A 17,234-nucleotide genomic window follows, 5' to 3' on the forward strand; every position below is an offset into this window, starting at 1 on the left:
GATCACAGCTCCGGATCGAGCACGTCCATCCGCACCGCCAGCGTCGCCCGGTTCGCGCGCTTGCGATCCTTGCGGCGTCGCGTGCCCACCACCTCCGCGATGACCGCGGCGCGCAGGGCCTGGGCGACGGCCCCGCCACGGGCGTAGTCGAAGCGGATCAGCGCGCGCTGGGCCGTCGGCCCGAAGCGATCGACCGCCTCGAGCGAAACGGGGCCGAGCACGGCATCCGGGGCCAGCTCGGGCACGGCCTCGCGCAGCTTCTCGAGCGCGCGCACGACGGCGCCGCCCTCGCCCTCGAGACGCGCGACGCGCGCGGCGGGCGGCAGGTGCAGCGGCGCGCGCTCGGCGAGCTCGTGGCGGGCGTAGATCGCGTGGGTCCACGAGGCGAATGCGCGTGCGACGGGGCCGTTGACCCCGGCCAGGTGAACGGGCGCGCCCGGAGCCGCAAGGGCTGCGGCGTTCGACCACCACCGGAGGCACGCCTCACCGATGCGCAGATCGGGCGACTGCAGCATCCGCTCGCCGTCGAGCAGCAACACGGCGCCGTAGCCGCCGACGGCGAAGGGCTCGGCGCCGCGCGTCGCCACGACGAGGGCCGGCTCCGCCGCAACCTCCAGAACGGGGTGCGCGCCGTCGGCCACGATGACGCGCGTACCGGCGAAAGCGCGGCCGAGCTCGTCCGCCGTGCGCTCCGACCCGGATGACGACAGCCGGAAGCGCACGGAGCGGCACTTCTGGCACGCCCACTCGTGCGCGCTGACGCCGCACCAGCCGCACACGGGGACGGCGCCGCGCGAGCGGGCGTGCAGCGGCCCTCCGCAGGGGCCGCAGCGGGCCGGATGGCGGCAGTCGGCGCAGACCAGGGTGGGAGCGAAACCCGGGCGCGCGACCTGAACGAGCACCGGAGCACCCGCCGCGAGGGCGTCCTTCGCGGCGCGGAACGCCGCGGAAGGAACGCGCACCGAGACCTCGTCCTCGCGCGAGCCGCTCAGCTGCACGTTCGCCGTCTCGCGGCGCGCGGCCAGCGACTCGGAGACGTACCCGATCTCGACGAGGCGCTGCACGTCGCTGGACCGGGTGTGACCGGCGAAGACGAGGGCGCACGGCTCGAGACCCTGCCGAACGAGGGCCACATCGCGGGCGTGCGCGTACGGTGCGAGCGGCTCGTCGTAGAGCGCGTCGCCGTCGTCCCAGATGGCGACGAGGCCCGGCGCGTGCACCGGGGCGTACACGCTCGATCGATTGCCGATCACGACGCACGCGCGCTCCTCGAGCGTGCGCAGATACCCGGCGTAGCGCTCGGGCCCGGTCTGCCCCGCGTCGTGGCGCACGAGGGAATCGGGCGGCACGAGCGCGGCGACCTCGCCCTGCAGCCTGTCGAGGTCACGATGGTCGGGCACGGCGAGGATCGCCGAGCGCCCCCGCGCGAGCGTGTCGGCCGCGGCCTCGGCGAGCAGCCGCGCCCAGGCGTCGGGGCGCGGCGGGGCGTCGACCGCGAGCCGCTCCCCCGCCGCGATCCGGTCGGCGAGGCCGGGATAGCCCGCGAGCTCACCGGTCGCGGCGCCGGCAACGGCCTCGGGCGCCGCGTCGCCGACGACTGCGCCGGCATCCGCCCCTGAACCGCCCGTGTCGGATTCCGCTTCCGCACCGGCCTCGGCCGCGGGCGCGCCGACCCGCGCCGCCAGCCATGCTTTCTCCGCCCTGACCATGCGCTTCGGGATGGCCAGGCGCAGGACGTCGGACGCCGAGCCCGCCGACCGATCGGCGACCGCCCTCGCCAGGCGGTGCAGGCGCTCCGGCAGAGCGCGCACCGGCGAGACCACGGCGTCGAGCTCGCTCAGCGCGCGGTCGGCGTCATCCTCCGTCGCCAGCTCCACGACGAAGCCGTCGACGACGCGGCCGGCCGTCCGCAGCGGCGCCTTCACGCGCACGCCGGGCACCGCCTCCGGCACGAGCTCCGGCGGGATCGCGTAGTCGAACAGCCGGTCGAGCTGCGGCACCGGCGAATCGATCAGGATGCGCGCGATCGGGCGCGGCGCCGCGCCCACCGGTCAGACCCCCGCTGCGCGCCGCAGCGCCTCCGCGCGATCGGTGCGCTCCCACGTGAAGTTCTCGAGCTCGCGCCCGAAGTGCCCGTAGGCGGCCGTCTCGGCGTAGATCGGGCGCAGCAGGTCGAGGTCGCGGATGATCGCGGCGGGGCGCAGGTCGAAGACCTCATCGATCGCTGCCGCGATCGTCTCATCCGGCACCTTTCCCGTGCCGAACGACTCGACGTAGAGGCCGACCGGATTGGCGAGGCCGATCGCGTAGGCGACCTGCACCTCGAGGCGGTCGGCGAGCCCGGCCGCGACGGCGTTCTTCGCGACCCAGCGCATCGCGTAGGCGGCGGAGCGGTCGACCTTCGACGGGTCCTTGCCGCTGAACGCGCCGCCGCCGTGGCGCGCCGCGCCGCCGTACGTGTCGATGATGATCTTGCGGCCCGTGAGGCCCGCGTCCGCCTTCGGGCCGCCGAGCACGAAGCTGCCGGACGGGTTCACATGGATCTTCACGCCGGAGAAGTCGAGCCCCGTCTCCTCGAGGACGGGCCGGATGACGACCGCCTCGATCGCCTCGCGCAGGTCGTCCTGCGAGATGTCGGGGTTGTGCTGGGTCGAGAGCACGACGGTCTCGACCGTCTTGGGCACGACCCCGTCGTAGCCGAGCGTGACCTGCGTCTTGCCGTCGGGGCGCAGGAACGCGAGCTGGCCGGATTTGCGGACGGCCGTGAGCCGCTCGGCGATGCGGTGCGCCGCCCAGATCGCCATCGGCATCAGTTCGGGGGTCTCGTTCGCCGCAAAGCCGAACATGATGCCCTGGTCGCCGGCGCCCTGCTTATCGAGGTCGTCGCCGTCGTCGCCGCCGCGGTGCTCCTCGCTCGTCGTGACGCCGTCGCCGATCTCGCGCGACTGCTCGCCGACCGAGACCGTCACGCCGCAGGAGTCAGCGTCGAAGCCCATCTCGGACGACGTGTAGCCGATGCGCCGGATCACGTCGCGGACGATCGTCTGGATGTCCGCGTAGCCCTCCGTACGGATCTCGCCCGCCACGTGCACGAGGCCTGTCGTGACCAGCGTCTCGACGGCCACCCTCGCACCGGGGTCCTCGGCGAGGAGGGCGTCGAGCACGCTGTCGGAGATCTGGTCGCAGATCTTGTCTGGGTGCCCCTCGGTGACGGACTCGGACGTGAACAGGCGCAGGCTCATGGTTCTCCTGAATCGAAGAAGGTGGTCGCCGTCAGTCTGACAGCGACCACCGACGTTCGGCGTACGGCGTGGGTATTACTCTGCGGCGCGCAGGCGCAGCTTGTCCTGGTGGATCTCGCGCAGCGCGATCGTGAGCGGCTTGTCCTGGATCTCGCTGTCGACCAGGGGGCCGACGTTGTCGAACAGGTTCCCCTCGTGCAGGTCCGTGTAGTAGTCGTTGATCTGACGGGCGCGCTTGGCGCCGTAGACCACGAGCTCGTACTTCGATTCGACGCGCTCCAGCAGCTCGTCGATCGGCGGGTCGATGATGCCCTTGTTCTCGGCAGCCATGTCGCTCCTCAATGTCTCGGGTGCCCGTTACGCGGGCACATCAGCCAATTCTACGACGTGTTCCGCCGCCCTGGCGACTTCGTCGTTCACGACGAAGAAGTCGAACTCCCCCTGGGCCGCCAGTTCGACCTTCGCGGTGCGCAGCCGGCGCGCCCTCTCCTCGGCGTCCTCGGTGCCCCGGCCGACGAGCCGGCTGACCAGCTCGTCCCAGCTCGGCGGCAGGAGGAACACGAGCGTCGCGCTCGGCTCGGAGCGGCGCACCTGACGCGCACCCTGCAGGTCGATCTCGAGCAGGACCGTGCGCCCGGCGGCCAGCGCCTCGTCGACGGGCCCGCGCGGCGTGCCGTACCGGTGCTTGTTGTGCACGACGGCGTACTCGAGCAGCTCGCCCGCCGCGATCATCCGGTCGAACTCCGCGTCGTCGACGAAGAAGTAGTGCTGCCCGTCGACCTCGCCGGGGCGCGGCGCGCGCGTCGTGGCGGAGACCGAGAGGTGGATGTCGGGGTGCGTGTCGCGGATGCGGGCCGACACCGTGCCCTTGCCGACGGCCGTCGGGCCGGCGAGCACGAGCAGTCTGCTGCGGCCGGGGCGCGGCTCGGGTTCGGGGAACCGCGCGTCGAGCCAGCCGTAGAGGCGGTCGCGCTGACGCGGACCGAGCCCGCCGAGTCGCTTCACGGGCGAGATGCCGAGGTCCGCCAGGGCGCGGTCGCGCTTGCCGGCGCCGACCGCGGGGAGCGCCAGGAGGAAGTCCGTCACGCGCATGCTGCCGGCGGCCGACGCGGGGTCGGCCTCGGCGCGCCGCAGCGCCTCCTGCGGTGCGACCACCCTGGTGCCGAGGTCGCGCTTGAGCGAGGCCCTGGCGCGCCTGGCCTCGACGGCGCGCCGCGAAGCGGCCGCGCGATCGACCTCGGGCGGTCTGCGGCTAGCGTTCGTCACGGAGCGCCTCCCGGTACTCGGCGGCGCGTGCCGCGATCGCGTCGGGGAGCGCGTCGGCGCCTGCGCGCAGCAGGCTGCGGCTCTCCGACGCGAGGACGTTGCCCGCGACGGTGCCGAAGCGCCGGCGCAGGTCCGCGGGTTCCGCGCCCTGGGCGCCGAACCCGGGCGACAGGATCGGCATTCCCCCGAGCACGTCGTCCGCGAGCCCGGCCGGCTCGCGGTCGATCGTCGCCCCGACGACGAGGCCGACGGGGCCGATGGGTGCGGTGCCGCCTCCCAGTTGCGCGGATTCGCGCGCGACCAGCCGGGCGACGCTGTCGCCGCCGGCGGTCGCGGCCCGCTGCAGTTCGCCCGCCTCGGGGTTGCTCGTCGCCGCGAGCACGAACGCGCCCTTGCCCCGTTCCGCGCCGAAGCGGACCGCCTCGGCGAGGGACCCCGGCCCGAGGTAGGGCGACAGGGTCACGGCGTCGGCCTCGAGGGGCGAGCCCGCCTCCAGCCAAGCCGCGGCGTACCCCGCCATCGTGCTGCCGATGTCGCCCCGCTTGGCGTCGGCGATCACGATCAGTCCCGCCTCGCGGCCCGCCGCGAGCACGCCCTCGAGCGCCGCGAAGCCGGCGGAGCCGAAGCGCTCGAAGAACGCGACCTGCGGCTTGATGGCCGCGACCCGGCCGGCCGCGGCTTCGACGACGCGGAGGCCGAAGGACTCCAGCCCCGCGGGGCCCTGGTCGAGCCCCCACGCGTCGAGGAGGGCGGCGTGGGGGTCGACGCCCACGCAGAGCGGCCCGAACTCGTCGAGCGCCCCGCGCAGGCGCGTGCCGAATGCGTCCGTCACACCAGTGCCTTCCGCTCCGCCTCGTACTCCTGCAGGCTCTTCACGTCGAAGCCGCCTTCGACCGCGTCCATGGCGCTGACCGCCGCGCCGAGCGTGACGATCGTCGTGAACAGGGCCTTGTCGGCGGCGACGGCGGCCGCACGGATCTCGTAGCCGTCCGCGCGCGCCGACATCCCGCTCGGTGTGTTCACGATGATGTCGACGGCGCCCGCGTTGATCAGGTCGACGACGTTCTCGCCCGCCCCGGAGTCGCTGTACTTCGCGACGACCTCGGTGGCGATGCCGTTGCGGGTCAGGATCTCGGCGGTGCCCTCGGTCGCGAGGATGCGGAAGCCGAGCTGGCTGAGCCGGTGCGCCGGGAGCAGGACGTCGCGCTTGTCGCTGTCCGCGACCGAGATGAACACGGTGCCGCTGCGCGGCACGCCGCCGTACCCGGCGACCTGACTCTTCGCGAAGGCGACGGGGAACGTCCTGTCGATTCCCATCACCTCGCCCGTCGAACGCATCTCGGGCCCGAGCACCGAGTCGACCACCTGGCCGTCCGCCGTCCTGAACCGCTTGAACGGCAGCACGGCCTCCTTGACGGACACGGGCGTGCCCGGCGGAACGACGGTGCCGTCGGCGACGGACAGGAGCCCCTCTTCGCGCAGCTGCGCGATCGTGTCGCCCGCCATGATGCGGCTCGCGGCCTGCGCGAGCGGCATACCGAGCGCCTTCGACACGAACGGCACGGTGCGGCTGGCACGGGGGTTCGCCTCGATCACGTAGAGCACGCCCGCGCTGATCGCGAACTGCACGTTCAGCAGGCCGCGCACGCCGACGCCCTCGGCGATCGCGCGCGTCGCCTCGCGGACACGGGCGATCTCACCCTTGCCGAGCGACATGGGCGGCAGCGCGCAGCTCGAGTCGCCGGAATGGATCCCGGCCTCCTCGAGGTGCTCCATCACGCCGCCGACGTAGAGCTCGTCGCCGTCGAAGAGGGCGTCGACGTCGATCTCCACGGCGTCGTCGAGGAAGCGGTCCACGAGCAGCGGCGCCTCGGGCCCGATGATCGCGTGCTCCGCGATCCTCGCGAAGTAGTCGCTCAGGCTCGGGGTGTCGTAGACGATCTCCATTCCGCGGCCTCCCAGCACGAAGGACGGGCGGACGAGCACGGGGTACCCGATCTCCTCGGCCACCGCGATCGCGGTCGCCTCGTCGGTCGCGGTCCCGCTGCGGGGGGCGACGAGGCCGCCGCGCTCGAGGATCTCGCCGAAGAGCTGGCGGTCCTCCGCCAGGTCGATCGCCGCGGGGCTGGTGCCGAGGATGCGGTAGCCGGCCGCCTCGATGTCCTTCGCCAGCCCGAGCGGCGTCTGGCCGCCCAGCTGGCACACGACGCCGTAGATCTCGCCGGACGCGGCCTCGGCGTGCAGGACCTCCAGCACGTCCTCGAGCGTGAGCGGCTCGAAGTAGAGGCGGTCGCTCGTGTCGTAGTCCGTCGAGACCGTCTCCGGGTTGCAGTTGACCATGACGGTCTCGAACCCGGCGGCTCCCAGCGCGAACGACGCCTGCACGCACGAGTAGTCGAACTCGACGCCCTGGCCGATGCGGTTCGGGCCGGAGCCGATGATGACGACCTTGCGGCGATCGGACGGCGTGACCTCGGTCTCGGCGTCGTACGACGAGTAGTGGTAGGGCGTGAGGGCCGGGAACTCGCCGGCGCACGTGTCGACCGTCTTGTACACGGGACGCAGGCCCATGCCCCAGCGCGCCTCGCGGACCTCCGACTCCTCCAGGCCGCGGAGCTGCGCGATCTGGGCATCGCTGAAGCCGTGCTCCTTGGCGAACCGGATGGCGCGCGCGTCGAGCTCGTCGGCCGCTGCGATCGCTTCGGCGACCTCGTTGATCAGGACGATCTGGTCGATGAACCACGGGTCGATCTTCGTCGCATCGAAGACCTGCTCGGCCGTGGCGCCCAGGCGCAGCGCCTGCTGCACCTGCACGATGCGACCGTCGGTCGGCGTCTTCATCAGCTCGAGGAGCTCCTCGGGGGTGCGCGTCTCGTCGCCCCAGTGGAACGAGGAGCCGCGCTTCTCGACGGAGCGGAGCGCCTTCTGCAGCGCCGTCGCATAGTTGCGGCCGATCGCCATCGCCTCGCCGACGGACTTCATGGTCGTCGTGAGCGTCGGGTCCGCCGCAGGGAACTTCTCGAAGGCGAAGCGAGGCACCTTCACGACGACGTAGTCGAGCGTCGGCTCGAACGACGCCGGCGTCACCTTCGTGATGTCGTTCGGCACCTCGTCGAGGCGGTATCCGAGCGCGAGCTTCGCGGCGAGCTTCGCGATCGGGAAGCCCGTCGCCTTCGACGCGAGCGCGCTCGAACGCGACACGCGCGGGTTCATCTCGATGACGATGATGCGGCCCGTCGCGGGGTCGACCGCGAACTGGATGTTGCAACCGCCCGTGTCGACGCCCACGCGCCGGATGATCTCGATGCCGATGTCGCGGAGCTTCTGGTACTCGCGGTCCGTCAGGGTGAGCGCCGGCGCGACCGTGATCGAGTCGCCCGTGTGCACGCCGACGGGGTCGACGTTCTCGATGGAGCAGACGACCACCGTGTTGTCGGCGGTGTCGCGCATCAGCTCGAGCTCGTACTCCTTCCAACCGAGGATCGACTCCTCCAGGAGCACCTCGGTCGTCGTCGACTCCCGCAGGCCGTCACCCGCCATCCGGCGCAGCTCGGTCTCGTCGTGCGCGAAGCCCGAACCCAGGCCGCCCATCGTGAACGACGGGCGGACGACCATCGGGTAGCCGAGCTCGTCGGCGGCCGCGAGCGCCTCGTCCATCGTGTGCACGATGCGGCTCTTGGCCACCTCGGCACCCGCCTCGATCACGAGGTCCTTGAAGATCTGCCGGTTCTCGCCCCGCTCGATCGCCTCGGGCCTCGCGCCGATCAGCTCGACGCCGTACTTCTCGAGGATCCCCGCCTCGTGCAGCGCCATGGCCGCGTTCAGCGCCGTCTGCCCGCCCAGCGTCGGCAGGACGGCATCCGGCTTCTCCTTCGCGATGATCGTCTCGATCACGTCGGGGCTGATCGGCTCGACGTAGGTCGCGTCGGCGAAGTCGGGATCGGTCATGATCGTCGCCGGGTTCGAGTTCACCAGGATGACGCGCACGCCCTCCTCGCGGAGCACCCGGCACGCCTGGGTGCCCGAGTAGTCGAACTCGCAGGCCTGACCGATGACGATCGGGCCGGACCCGATGACGAGGACGGAGTTGATGTCGTCGCGCTTAGGCATTGGTGCCCTTCTTGCCGAGGTGGTCCATGACCATGGCCTGGAACCGGTCGAACAGGTAATTGGCGTCGTTGGGCCCGCCGGCGGCCTCCGGGTGGTACTGCACGCTGAAGGCGGGGATGTCGAGGGCGCGCATGCCCTCCACGACGTTGTCGTTGAGGCCGATGTGGCTGACCTCGATCCGGCCGAAGCCCGCGGGGCTGTCGAAGACGCCCTCGAGGGGCGCGTCGACCGCGAAGCCGTGGTTCTGGGCCGTGATCTCGACCTTGCCCGTGGTGTTGTCGCGCACGGGCTGGTTGATGCCCCTGTGGCCGAACGGCAGCTTGTAGGTGCCGAGGCCGAGCGCGCGGCCGAACAGCTGGTTGCCGAAGCAGATGCCGAAGTAGGGCAGGCCGTCGCGCAGCGCCGCCGTCAGCAGCGCGACGTGCCCGTCGCTCGCCGCGGGGTCGCCAGGACCGTTCGAGAAGAACAGCGCGACGGGGTCGATGGCCCGGATGTCGTCGATCGTCGAGCTCTGCGGCATCACGTGCACGTCGAAGCCGCGGCGGGCGAGGTTGTCGACGGTCGCCTGCTTGATGCCGAGGTCGATGACCGCGAGGTTGCCGATCCGCTCGCCCGTGGCCGGCGTGACCTGCGTCTCGGAGACGGAGACCTCGGCCGAGAGGTTCCGGCCCGCCATCTCCGGCGCCGCCGTCACGGTGCGCAGCTGCTCTTCCGGGTCGATCTCGGCGTCGATGCCGGAGAACACGGCGCCGCGCATCGACCCGTCCGACCGGATGTGCCGCGTCACGGCGCGCGTGTCGATGCCGGAGATCCCGACGATGCCGTCGCGCTCGAGCGCCGCGTCGAGCGACTCGTCGGCGCGCCAGTTCGACACGACACGGGAGGGGTCGCGCACGATGTACCCGGCGACCCAGATGCGGCGCGACTCCGGGTCCTCGTCGTTCACGCCGGTGTTCCCGATGTGCGGGGCCGTCTGGAGGACGATCTGTCCGGCGTACGACGGGTCGGTCAGGGTCTCCTGGTAGCCCGTCATGCCGGTCGTGAAGACGACCTCGCCGACGGTCGTGCCGCGGGCGCCGTAGGCCCAGCCGTCGAAGCGGCTGCCGTCCTCCAGCACGAGGACCGCGCGGTCGCGGTTGAGAAGGGAAGAAGTCACTGCTCGGCTCCTGTGGGTAGTGCCTTCAGATCGTCGATCGCGCTGACGAGCGCGTCGGGCGACGCCGTCTGAAGGCGGATGTAACTGTCGCAGATTGTTCCGTCGTCGCTGCGCCACGCGATGAGCACGAGGCCGTCGCGTTCGACGACGCGGTCGATCGTCCAGGTCGCGCGACCCGCACCCGAGATGCGGTCCGCGTCGAGGAAGAGGGTATGGCTGCCAGGCATGGCCAGCGCCACACCGGCGCTCGTCACGGTGACGTGCACCCGGGAGCGGAACGCGAGGCCGGGGACGACCAGCCGGTCGAGCGGGTCTCCGTGGCGGGTCGTCGCGACGTAGAGGCCGTCGAAGACGGCGACCTCCGCGCCGCGGACCGGCGCCTGCGGGGCGACGACGCTCGCGGATCGCTTCCGCCTCGCGCGCCACCCCCACCACATGGCGAACAGGACGAGCGCGATGACGGCGACGAAGAACGCGATGCCCGGCAGGTAGTCGAGCATCAGGCGTCACCCCGCTCGACGACCTCGCCGTCGGCGAGGGTCGCGTACCCGCGGTGGATCGTCCAGACGGGGCGGCCGGGCAGCTCGTCGCCGAGGTACGGCGAGTTCTCGCTGCGCCCGTTCAGGTCGGCCGTCGTGAAGACACCCGATGCGCTCGGGTCGTAGAGCGCGATCTCGGCGCCGGCACCGACGGCGATCGCCTCGCCGTGCCCGGCCAGCTGCCCGATCTTCGCCGGCGTCTTCGACATCACTCGGGCGACGTCGTGCCACTCGAGGAGCCCGGTGTCGACCATGGTCTTCTGCACGACCCGCAGCGCGCTCTCGAGCCCGACCATCCCGTGCGCGGCGGCGTGCCACTCGCAGGCCTTCGACTCCTCGGGGTGCGGGGCGTGGTCGGTCGCGACGATGTCGATCGTGCCGTCGGCGAGCCCGGCGCGCACGGCCTCGACGTCCTCGCGGCGGCGCAGCGGCGGGTTGACCTTGTAGCGCGCGTCGTAGCCGCGCACCTTCTCGTCGGTGTAGAGCAGGTGGTGCGGGGTCACCTCGGCCGTGACGTCGATTCCGCGGGCCTTCGCCCATCGGATGATCTCGACGGACCCGGCCGTCGAGAGGTGGCAGACGTGCAGGCGCGAGCCGACGTGCTCGGCGAGGAGCACGTCGCGGGCGATGATCGACTCCTCGGCGACGGCGGGCCAGCCGGCGAGGCCGAGCTCGGCGGACACGACGCCCTCGTTCATCTGGGCACCCTCGGTCAGGCGAGGGTCCTGCGCGTGCTGCGCGATCAGTCCTCCGAAGCCCTTGACGTACTCGAGCGCGCGGCGCATCAGCAGGGGGTCGGCGACGCACGAGCCGTCGTCGCTGAAGACGCGGACCCTGGCCCGCGAGGAGGCCATGGCGCCCAGCTCGGCGAGCCGCTCGCCCTTCTGCCCGACGGTGACGGCGCCGATCGGTTGCACCGTGGCGTAGCCGGCGGCCTCGCCGAGCGCGAGCTCCTGCTCGACGACGCCGGCGTTGTCGGCGACCGGCAGGGTGTTCGGCATCGCGAACACGGCGGAGAAGCCGCCGGATGCCGCGGCGCGCGTGCCGGTCAGGATCGTCTCCGACGCCTCGAAGCCGGGCTCGCGCAGGTGCACGTGCAGGTCGACCAGACCCGGGAGGGCGACGAGACCGTCTGCGTCGATGCGCCGCGCGCCCGCCCGGCTGAGCCCGGCGCCGACCTCGGCGATCCGGCCGTCCTCGACCAGGATGTCCGCGCGGTCGCCGCCCTCGATCGCGGCGCCCGTGATGAGGAGAGTCTCGCTCATCGTCCCTCCTCCGTGTCCGTGCGGTCCGTGGCCCGCTCCCCCGCCAGCAGCAGGTAGAGCGCGGCCATGCGGACCGAGATGCCGTTCGCGACCTGTTCGAGCACCGTCGAGCGCTCCGAGTCGGCCGCCTGCGAGCAGATCTCGAGCCCCCGGTTCATCGGCCCGGGGTGCATCACGATCGTACCGCCCGTGAGCCGTTCGAACCGCTCTCGGCCCAGCCCCCACCGCCGCGAATACTCCCGCTCAGACGGGAAATAGGACGCATTCATCCGCTCCGCCTGGATCCGGAGCATCATGACGGCGTCGGGCGCGGCGGCGAGCGTGTCGTCGAGGTCGTAGCTGAGCGCGACGGGCCACGCGGATGTGTCCTGGGGCAGCAGCGTCGGCGGGCCGACGAGCGTGACCTCCGCGCCGAGCGTCGCCAGCAGCCAGACGTTCGAGCGCGCCACGCGGGAGTGCAGCACGTCGCCGACGATCGCGACGTGCGCGCCGTCGAGGCCCTTGCCGCGGCTCGCGGCGCCGTGCAGGCGGCGGCGCAGCGTGAACGCGTCGAGCAGCGCCTGGGTCGGGTGCTCGTGGGTGCCGTCGCCGGCGTTCAGCACGCCGGCGGTGATCCAGCCGCTCGTCGCGAGGGTGTGCGGGGCTCCGGATGCGCCGTGGCGGATGACGACGGCGTCCGCCGACATCGCCTGCAGCGTCTGCGCCGTGTCCTGCAGGCTCTCGCCCTTCGAGACGCTCGAGCCCTTGGCCGAGAAGTTCAGGACGTCGGCCGAGAGGCGCTTGGCGGCCGCCTCGAACGAGATGCGCGTGCGCGTCGAATCCTCGAAGAAGAGGTTCACGACGGTCTTGCCGCGCAGCGTCGGCAGCTTCTTGACCTCGCGGCCCTGGGTCGCGGCCATGTCCTCGGCGACGTCCAGAATGCGGATCGCGTCGTCGCGCGAGAGCGTGCGCGTGTCGAGCAGATGCCTCATGCCGCCTCCTCGATCGTGACGGCGTCGGTGCCGTCGACCTCGGCGAGCGAGACGTTGACGCGCTCGCTGCGCGCCGACGGCAGGTTCTTGCCGACGTAGTCGGGCCGGATGGGCAGCTCGCGGTGCCCGCGGTCGATCAGGATCGCCAGCCGCACAGCCGACGGGCGGCCGATGTCCTTGAGCGCGTCGAGCGCGGCCCCGATCGAGCGGCCGGAGAAGAGCACGTCGTCGACGAGCACGACCACGCGGCCGTCGATCCCGCCGTCCGGGATCTGCGTCGGGCGCGGCGTGCGGGTGGGGTGGCGCGAGAGATCGTCGCGGTACATCGTGACGTCCAGGGCGCCGGTCGGAACGGCCGTTCCGGAGAAGCGCTCGATGAGCGCGGCGAGCCGGTCGGCGAGGTTCACGCCCCTGGTCGGGATGCCCAGCAGCACGAGGCCGTCAGCCCCGCGGTTGGCCTCGAGGATCTCGTGGGCGATCCGGGTCAGAGCCCGGCTGATATCGGCTTCAGCGAGCACGGCGCGCGCACCCATCGGCCACTCCCTTCTCCGCCTCACGGGACGGTCTTAAAGGTCAGGTGGTCCGAGTCTACCGGGTGCCGGGTGAGAGTTCCGCGCCGGAGCCCGTGTCGCGCCCGGTGGCGGAGTGACGATCGAGCCGGCATCGGCCTCGGAGCGCCATCGGTCGTACAGGAGGGCTCGCCATTGGTCGAGGGTCAGGCCCCTGGATCCCTCTCGAGCCGGGCGAAAGCCCGTGCCGGCAGTGAGCCGTCTTCCGGCAACAAGTCATCGGTTGTCAGTTCGTGGGGCCGGTCGGAATGTCGGAAGCCCTGGTTAGCGTGGGGGTATGACGAAGACGCATCGCACATCCCGTCCGTGGGATCCGACGCCGGAGGAGGCGGAGGTCACGCGGGCGGCGGTGGCGCTGGTGGCGGGCTTCGATGCGATGATCGCGCAGCTGCAGGCGCAGCGGGCGGCGGCGGTGGAGATCGCGACGTCGGTGGCGCTGGCGCAGCGGGAGCGGTACGAGCGGGTCCCGGTCGGTGAGACCCGTGAGGGCGAGCCGATCTTCGAGCCGGATGACGCGCCGGTGCGGGCGATGGTCGCGGAGCTGTCGCTGGCGACGAGGGCCAGCCGCCGGGCCGTGGGTGCCGAGGTCAGCGACGTGTGGGAGCTCTCCCACCGGTTCGCGGGCGTGCGGGGCGCGTTCGAGGCCGGCGAGATCGATGCCGGGCGGGCCTCGGTGCTCGTCTCGGAGGGCGCCCGCCTGGTCGACGACGATGTGCGGGCCGAGTACGAGCGGCTCGCCGTCCCGCATGCGGCGGCGAAGACGGTCTACGGCACCCGTCGGGCGGCGCGGCGGATCGCGGCCGAGCTCGAGCCGGAGAGCCTCACGGCCCGGCACGAGCGGGCCCGCCGGGCCCGGGGCGTGTTCGTGCGGGATCTCGAGGACGGCATGGCGGAGCTGTGCCTGGTCGCCGACGCGGTCACCGTATACGGCGCGCACGACCGGCTGACGCAGATGGCCCGGAGGGTCGTCGCCGTGCGGGCGACCGGAGCCGCGAACGACGGCGCGAACGGCGGCGAGGGAGCGGCCATCGAGGTGCGGTGCGACGACTGCCGCACGAAGGGCGATGCCTGCGCGGCGTGCGTCGAGGCCGCCGAGGTCGCAGCCGCCGCGTTCGCGCAGGCCGCCGCGGCGTCCGCAGGCGCGGGTGTGAAGGATGCCGCCAGCGACGCCGCCGACGCGTGCGCGGCGAACACCGCATGCGAAGACACGCCTGTCACCGGCGGCGACGGTGAGCCCGTCGTCGACGCCCGCTCGTTCTCGCAGGTGCGGGCAGACCTCGCCGTCGACCTCCTCCTGACGGGCGAGCCCGATGCGCACCACGTCGCCGACCCCACCGGGCTCAGCGTGCTGGCCGCGCTGCGCGGGAAGGTGCAGGTCACCATCCCCGTCACCACGCTCGCGGGCCTCGACGACGCGCCCGCCGACCTCGCCGGGTACGGGCCCGTCGCCGAGACGGTCGCGAACCCGATCGCCGCCGGCGCGGCCACGTGGGCGCGCCTGTTCCACCGGCCCCGCACGGGCGCGCTCCTCACCGTCGACCGGTACGCCCCGACATCCGCCCAGCGGCGGTACCTCGTCGCCCGCGACCAGACCTGCGTGTTCCCGCACTGCGAGCGCCGCGCCACGGGCGCCGACATCGACCACACCCACGACCACGCCCACGGCGGCAAGACGAACGTGTCGAACCTGGCCCACCTGTGCCGGTTCCACCACGTGCTCAAACACACGACGGCCTGGTCGTACACGGTCCAGGCCGACGGCGACGTCCGGTGGCGCAGCCCCGCCGGGCAGGAGCGCGCCGCGCGGGCGAAGTCCGCCGTCGCATTCGTCGACGCCGACCACGCCCGCGCCGCCCGACCACGCCGCCGCGACGGCATGCGGGAGGACTCTGCCGGCCGCACGCCGCCGGGCCCGCCGCACCGAGATCGCCGGGCGCGGGTGTCGTGGCCGAGCACCCGCACCGAGTGGGAGACAGCCGGCACGAACGCCGACATGGCGGGCGCCCAGTTCTGATCGTCGCTGCGCACCACACACCCACGTACGCGCGCAGGCCGGGAGACGCTGGGCGCCAGCCCTGACGCGGCGGGCGCGCCACTCGGATCCGCGACGCAAGTGATCCGGGCACGCCAGCGGGAACGTCAGCGCTGCACTCGCCCCCACCTCGGTATCGGCGCGAATCACTCCGCGGCGGGATGTGCGGCGTATGATCCGAGCCCCAGAGTATGAGCCATGATCAGCGTCTTCCTGATGTTCCTCACCGTCGTCCTCGACAGCATCGTGCCGCTCGTGCCCGGAGAAGCCGCACTCCTCGCCTCCGTGTCGGCGGGCGCCGGGCTCGGCTGGCCCGCGATCGTCGCGGTCGCACTGCTCGGCGCAACCGCCGCGTTCGTCGGCGACAACATCATGTACGAGCTGGGCCGCAGGCTCGGCATCGATCGCTTCGCCTGGATGCGCAAGCCCGAAGTCGCGAAGGTTCTGCGGGGCACCGGGGACCGCCTGGCGCGGAACGGCCTGAGCGTGATCTCAACGGCGCGCCTGGTTCCCGGCTGGCGCGTCGCCGTGACCTTCATGGCCGGGGCCACCCGGATGCCGCGGAGCACCTACCGCGTCGCGAGCTCCGTCGGCGCCCTGCTGTGGTCCGCCTACCTGCTCACGATCGGTTCGGCGATCGGCGCACTCACGGGCGGCAACGTCCTCGTCACCGTGATCGCATCGATCATGGTCATGGCCCTGATCAGCCAGGCGGGGCAGATGCTCAAGAAGCGGTTCGCGCGATCCCGTGCGATCACCGGCGGCACATCGCCGCGCGAGTTCGCTGCCACAGGACACGCCTCGCGGACCACGCAGGGCGCCTCTCGGCTCCGCGCACGGGCGCTCGCGCTCGGGCGCGCCGCGGTCGGTCGGTTCGCCGCGGTACCCGCTCCGCCCGCGGCCTGACGCACCTGCCGACGCCCCGCGCCGACGTCCGGCGGATGACCCTGAAGACCCGGAAGTCCGGGGCCACGCGTTCATTCCACCGGCGCCAGCTCCGGCGCATCTCCAGTTCGTCGCCGAACGGCGGGCAGACGCTGCCGAAGCCGCCGGGGCCGTGACCGCTGCCGGATGGGTGTCAGCTCGACCGCTCGATGCGGGCGAGGACGCCGTGGATGAAGCCGCTCGACTCCTCGGTGGAGAGCTCCTTGGCGAGGTCGACGGCCTCCGTGATCGCGACGCCCGTCGGGACCTCGTCGTTGAAGAGGATCTCCCACGTCGCGATCCGGAGCAGCGCGCGATCGACGGCCGGCATCCGGTCGAGCTTCCACTCGCGGCTGTGGGTCTCGATCTCGTCGTCGATCTCGTCGGAGTTGTCGATGACGCCGTCGACGATCTCGCGCGCGTACAACCAGCTCGCCTGGCGCTCGGGCTCGCTCACGGCGCGCTCGGCCGCGGCCGCGAGGGCCTGCGGAACGGTGTCGCCTCGGACGTCGGCCGAGAACAGAATGTCGAGGGCGCGCTTGCGCGCCTTGGTGCGTGCGCTCAAGACCGCCTCAGTCGTTGACGCGGCCGAGGTAGTCGCCGCTGCGCGTGTCGACCTTGATCTTCGTACCCTCGTTCAGGAACAGCGGCACCTGGATCTCGGCGCCCGTCTCGATCGTCGCCGGCTTCGTGCCGGCGTTCGAGCGATCGCCCTGCAGGCCGGGCTCGGTGTAGGTGATGACGGTGGTGATCGACGGCGGCAGCTCGACGTAGAGCGGCTGACCGTCGTGCATCGCGATCGTGACGAGCATGTTCTCGAGCATGAACTTCGACGCATCGCCGACTACCGCCGCGGTCACCGTGATCTGGTCGTAGTCGCGCTGATCCATGAAGACGTACGAGTCGCCGTCGTTGTACAGGTACTGGTAGTCACTGCGATCGACGTTCTGCACGTCGACCTTGCTGCCGGCGTTGAACGTCTTGTCGATGATCTTGCCGGAGACGACGTTCTTCATCTTCGTCCTGACGAACGCACCGCCCTTGCCGGGCTTGACGTGCTGGAACTCCACGATGCTCCAGAGCTGGCCGTCGATCGAGAGAACGACGCCGTTGCGGATGTCTGCGGTGGATGCCATGTAGGTGGTTCCGTTTCGTCTTGT

Annotated in this window: 15 protein-coding genes; 2 read left to right on the forward strand and 13 right to left on the reverse strand. The window is 72.1% G+C overall.

Annotation, left to right across the window (positions count from 1 at the left end; translation table 11 throughout):
- Nucleotides 1-2 precede the first annotated feature (2 nt).
- The 11 genes from C0010_RS01175 to pyrR form a co-directional block, all read right to left on the reverse strand.
- Complete coding sequence (locus tag C0010_RS01175; RefSeq protein ID WP_174150301.1) at nt 3-2,048, reverse strand: primosomal protein N' family DNA-binding protein; 2,046 nt, start codon at nt 2,046-2,048, stop codon at nt 3-5.
- Between the two features lie 3 nt (nt 2,049-2,051).
- Entirely contained in the window at nt 2,052-3,242 is a 1,191-nt protein-coding gene (metK, locus tag C0010_RS01180) for a methionine adenosyltransferase (protein WP_105565229.1), read from the reverse strand.
- Nucleotides 3,243-3,317: 75 nt separating this feature from the next.
- The gene (rpoZ, locus tag C0010_RS01185) at nt 3,318-3,572 is read right to left on the reverse strand and encodes a DNA-directed RNA polymerase subunit omega (RefSeq protein WP_105565230.1); all 255 of its coding nucleotides are present in this window, start codon (nt 3,570-3,572) and stop codon (nt 3,318-3,320) included.
- Nucleotides 3,573-3,599: 27 nt separating this feature from the next.
- A complete protein-coding gene (gene gmk, locus C0010_RS01190; protein ID WP_105565231.1) occupies nt 3,600-4,508 on the reverse strand; it encodes a guanylate kinase in 909 nt (302 codons plus the stop codon).
- Complete coding sequence (pyrF, locus tag C0010_RS01195) at nt 4,495-5,340, reverse strand: orotidine-5'-phosphate decarboxylase (protein WP_105565232.1); 846 nt, start codon at nt 5,338-5,340, stop codon at nt 4,495-4,497. The genes gmk and pyrF overlap by 14 nt, the downstream gene beginning before the upstream one ends.
- Nucleotides 5,337-8,618, reverse strand: a complete 3,282-nt coding sequence (carB, locus tag C0010_RS01200) for a carbamoyl-phosphate synthase large subunit (protein WP_105565233.1) — start codon at nt 8,616-8,618, stop codon at nt 5,337-5,339. The genes pyrF and carB overlap by 4 nt, the downstream gene beginning before the upstream one ends.
- Nucleotides 8,611-9,774, reverse strand: coding sequence for a glutamine-hydrolyzing carbamoyl-phosphate synthase small subunit (carA, locus tag C0010_RS01205; protein WP_105565234.1), 1,164 nt, complete (start codon nt 9,772-9,774; stop codon nt 8,611-8,613). The genes carB and carA overlap by 8 nt, the downstream gene beginning before the upstream one ends.
- Nucleotides 9,771-10,274 carry a PH-like domain-containing protein gene (locus C0010_RS01210; RefSeq protein WP_105565235.1) on the reverse strand — a complete coding sequence of 168 codons (504 nt, stop codon included), beginning with the start codon at nt 10,272-10,274 and terminating at the stop codon, nt 9,771-9,773. The genes carA and C0010_RS01210 overlap by 4 nt, the downstream gene beginning before the upstream one ends.
- Entirely contained in the window at nt 10,274-11,578 is a 1,305-nt protein-coding gene (locus C0010_RS01215) for a dihydroorotase (protein ID WP_105565236.1), read from the reverse strand. Before C0010_RS01215 ends, C0010_RS01210 begins: the two co-directional genes overlap by 1 nt.
- A complete protein-coding gene (locus C0010_RS01220) occupies nt 11,575-12,549 on the reverse strand; it encodes an aspartate carbamoyltransferase catalytic subunit (RefSeq protein WP_105565237.1) in 975 nt (324 codons plus the stop codon). Before C0010_RS01220 ends, C0010_RS01215 begins: the two co-directional genes overlap by 4 nt.
- The gene (gene pyrR, locus C0010_RS01225; protein WP_105565238.1) at nt 12,546-13,082 is read right to left on the reverse strand and encodes a bifunctional pyr operon transcriptional regulator/uracil phosphoribosyltransferase PyrR; all 537 of its coding nucleotides are present in this window, start codon (nt 13,080-13,082) and stop codon (nt 12,546-12,548) included. Before pyrR ends, C0010_RS01220 begins: the two co-directional genes overlap by 4 nt.
- Nucleotides 13,083-13,395: 313 nt before the next feature.
- Here pyrR and C0010_RS01230 point away from each other — a divergent pair, with 313 nt between their 5' ends.
- Together C0010_RS01230 and C0010_RS01235 are read left to right on the forward strand one after the other, a co-directional pair.
- The gene (locus C0010_RS01230) at nt 13,396-15,132 is read left to right on the forward strand and encodes an HNH endonuclease signature motif containing protein (protein WP_105565239.1); all 1,737 of its coding nucleotides are present in this window, start codon (nt 13,396-13,398) and stop codon (nt 15,130-15,132) included.
- A 216-nt stretch (nt 15,133-15,348) separates the two neighbouring features.
- Nucleotides 15,349-16,056 (forward strand): DedA family protein, encoded by a 708-nt coding sequence (locus C0010_RS01235; protein WP_105565240.1) that lies wholly within the window; start codon nt 15,349-15,351, stop codon nt 16,054-16,056.
- A gap of 172 nt (nt 16,057-16,228) precedes the next feature.
- On the opposite strand, the gene nusB is transcribed toward C0010_RS01235, so the two are convergent.
- A complete protein-coding gene (gene nusB, locus C0010_RS01240; protein WP_105565241.1) occupies nt 16,229-16,639 on the reverse strand; it encodes a transcription antitermination factor NusB in 411 nt (136 codons plus the stop codon).
- A gap of 7 nt (nt 16,640-16,646) precedes the next feature.
- Nucleotides 16,647-17,210 carry an elongation factor P gene (efp, locus tag C0010_RS01245; RefSeq protein WP_105565242.1) on the reverse strand — a complete coding sequence of 188 codons (564 nt, stop codon included), beginning with the start codon at nt 17,208-17,210 and terminating at the stop codon, nt 16,647-16,649.
- Between the last annotated feature and the right edge of the window lie 24 nt (nt 17,211-17,234).

It is taken from the genome of Microbacterium halophytorum, from assembly GCF_002970975.1.
Lineage (GTDB): Bacteria > Actinomycetota > Actinomycetes > Actinomycetales > Microbacteriaceae > Microbacterium > Microbacterium halophytorum.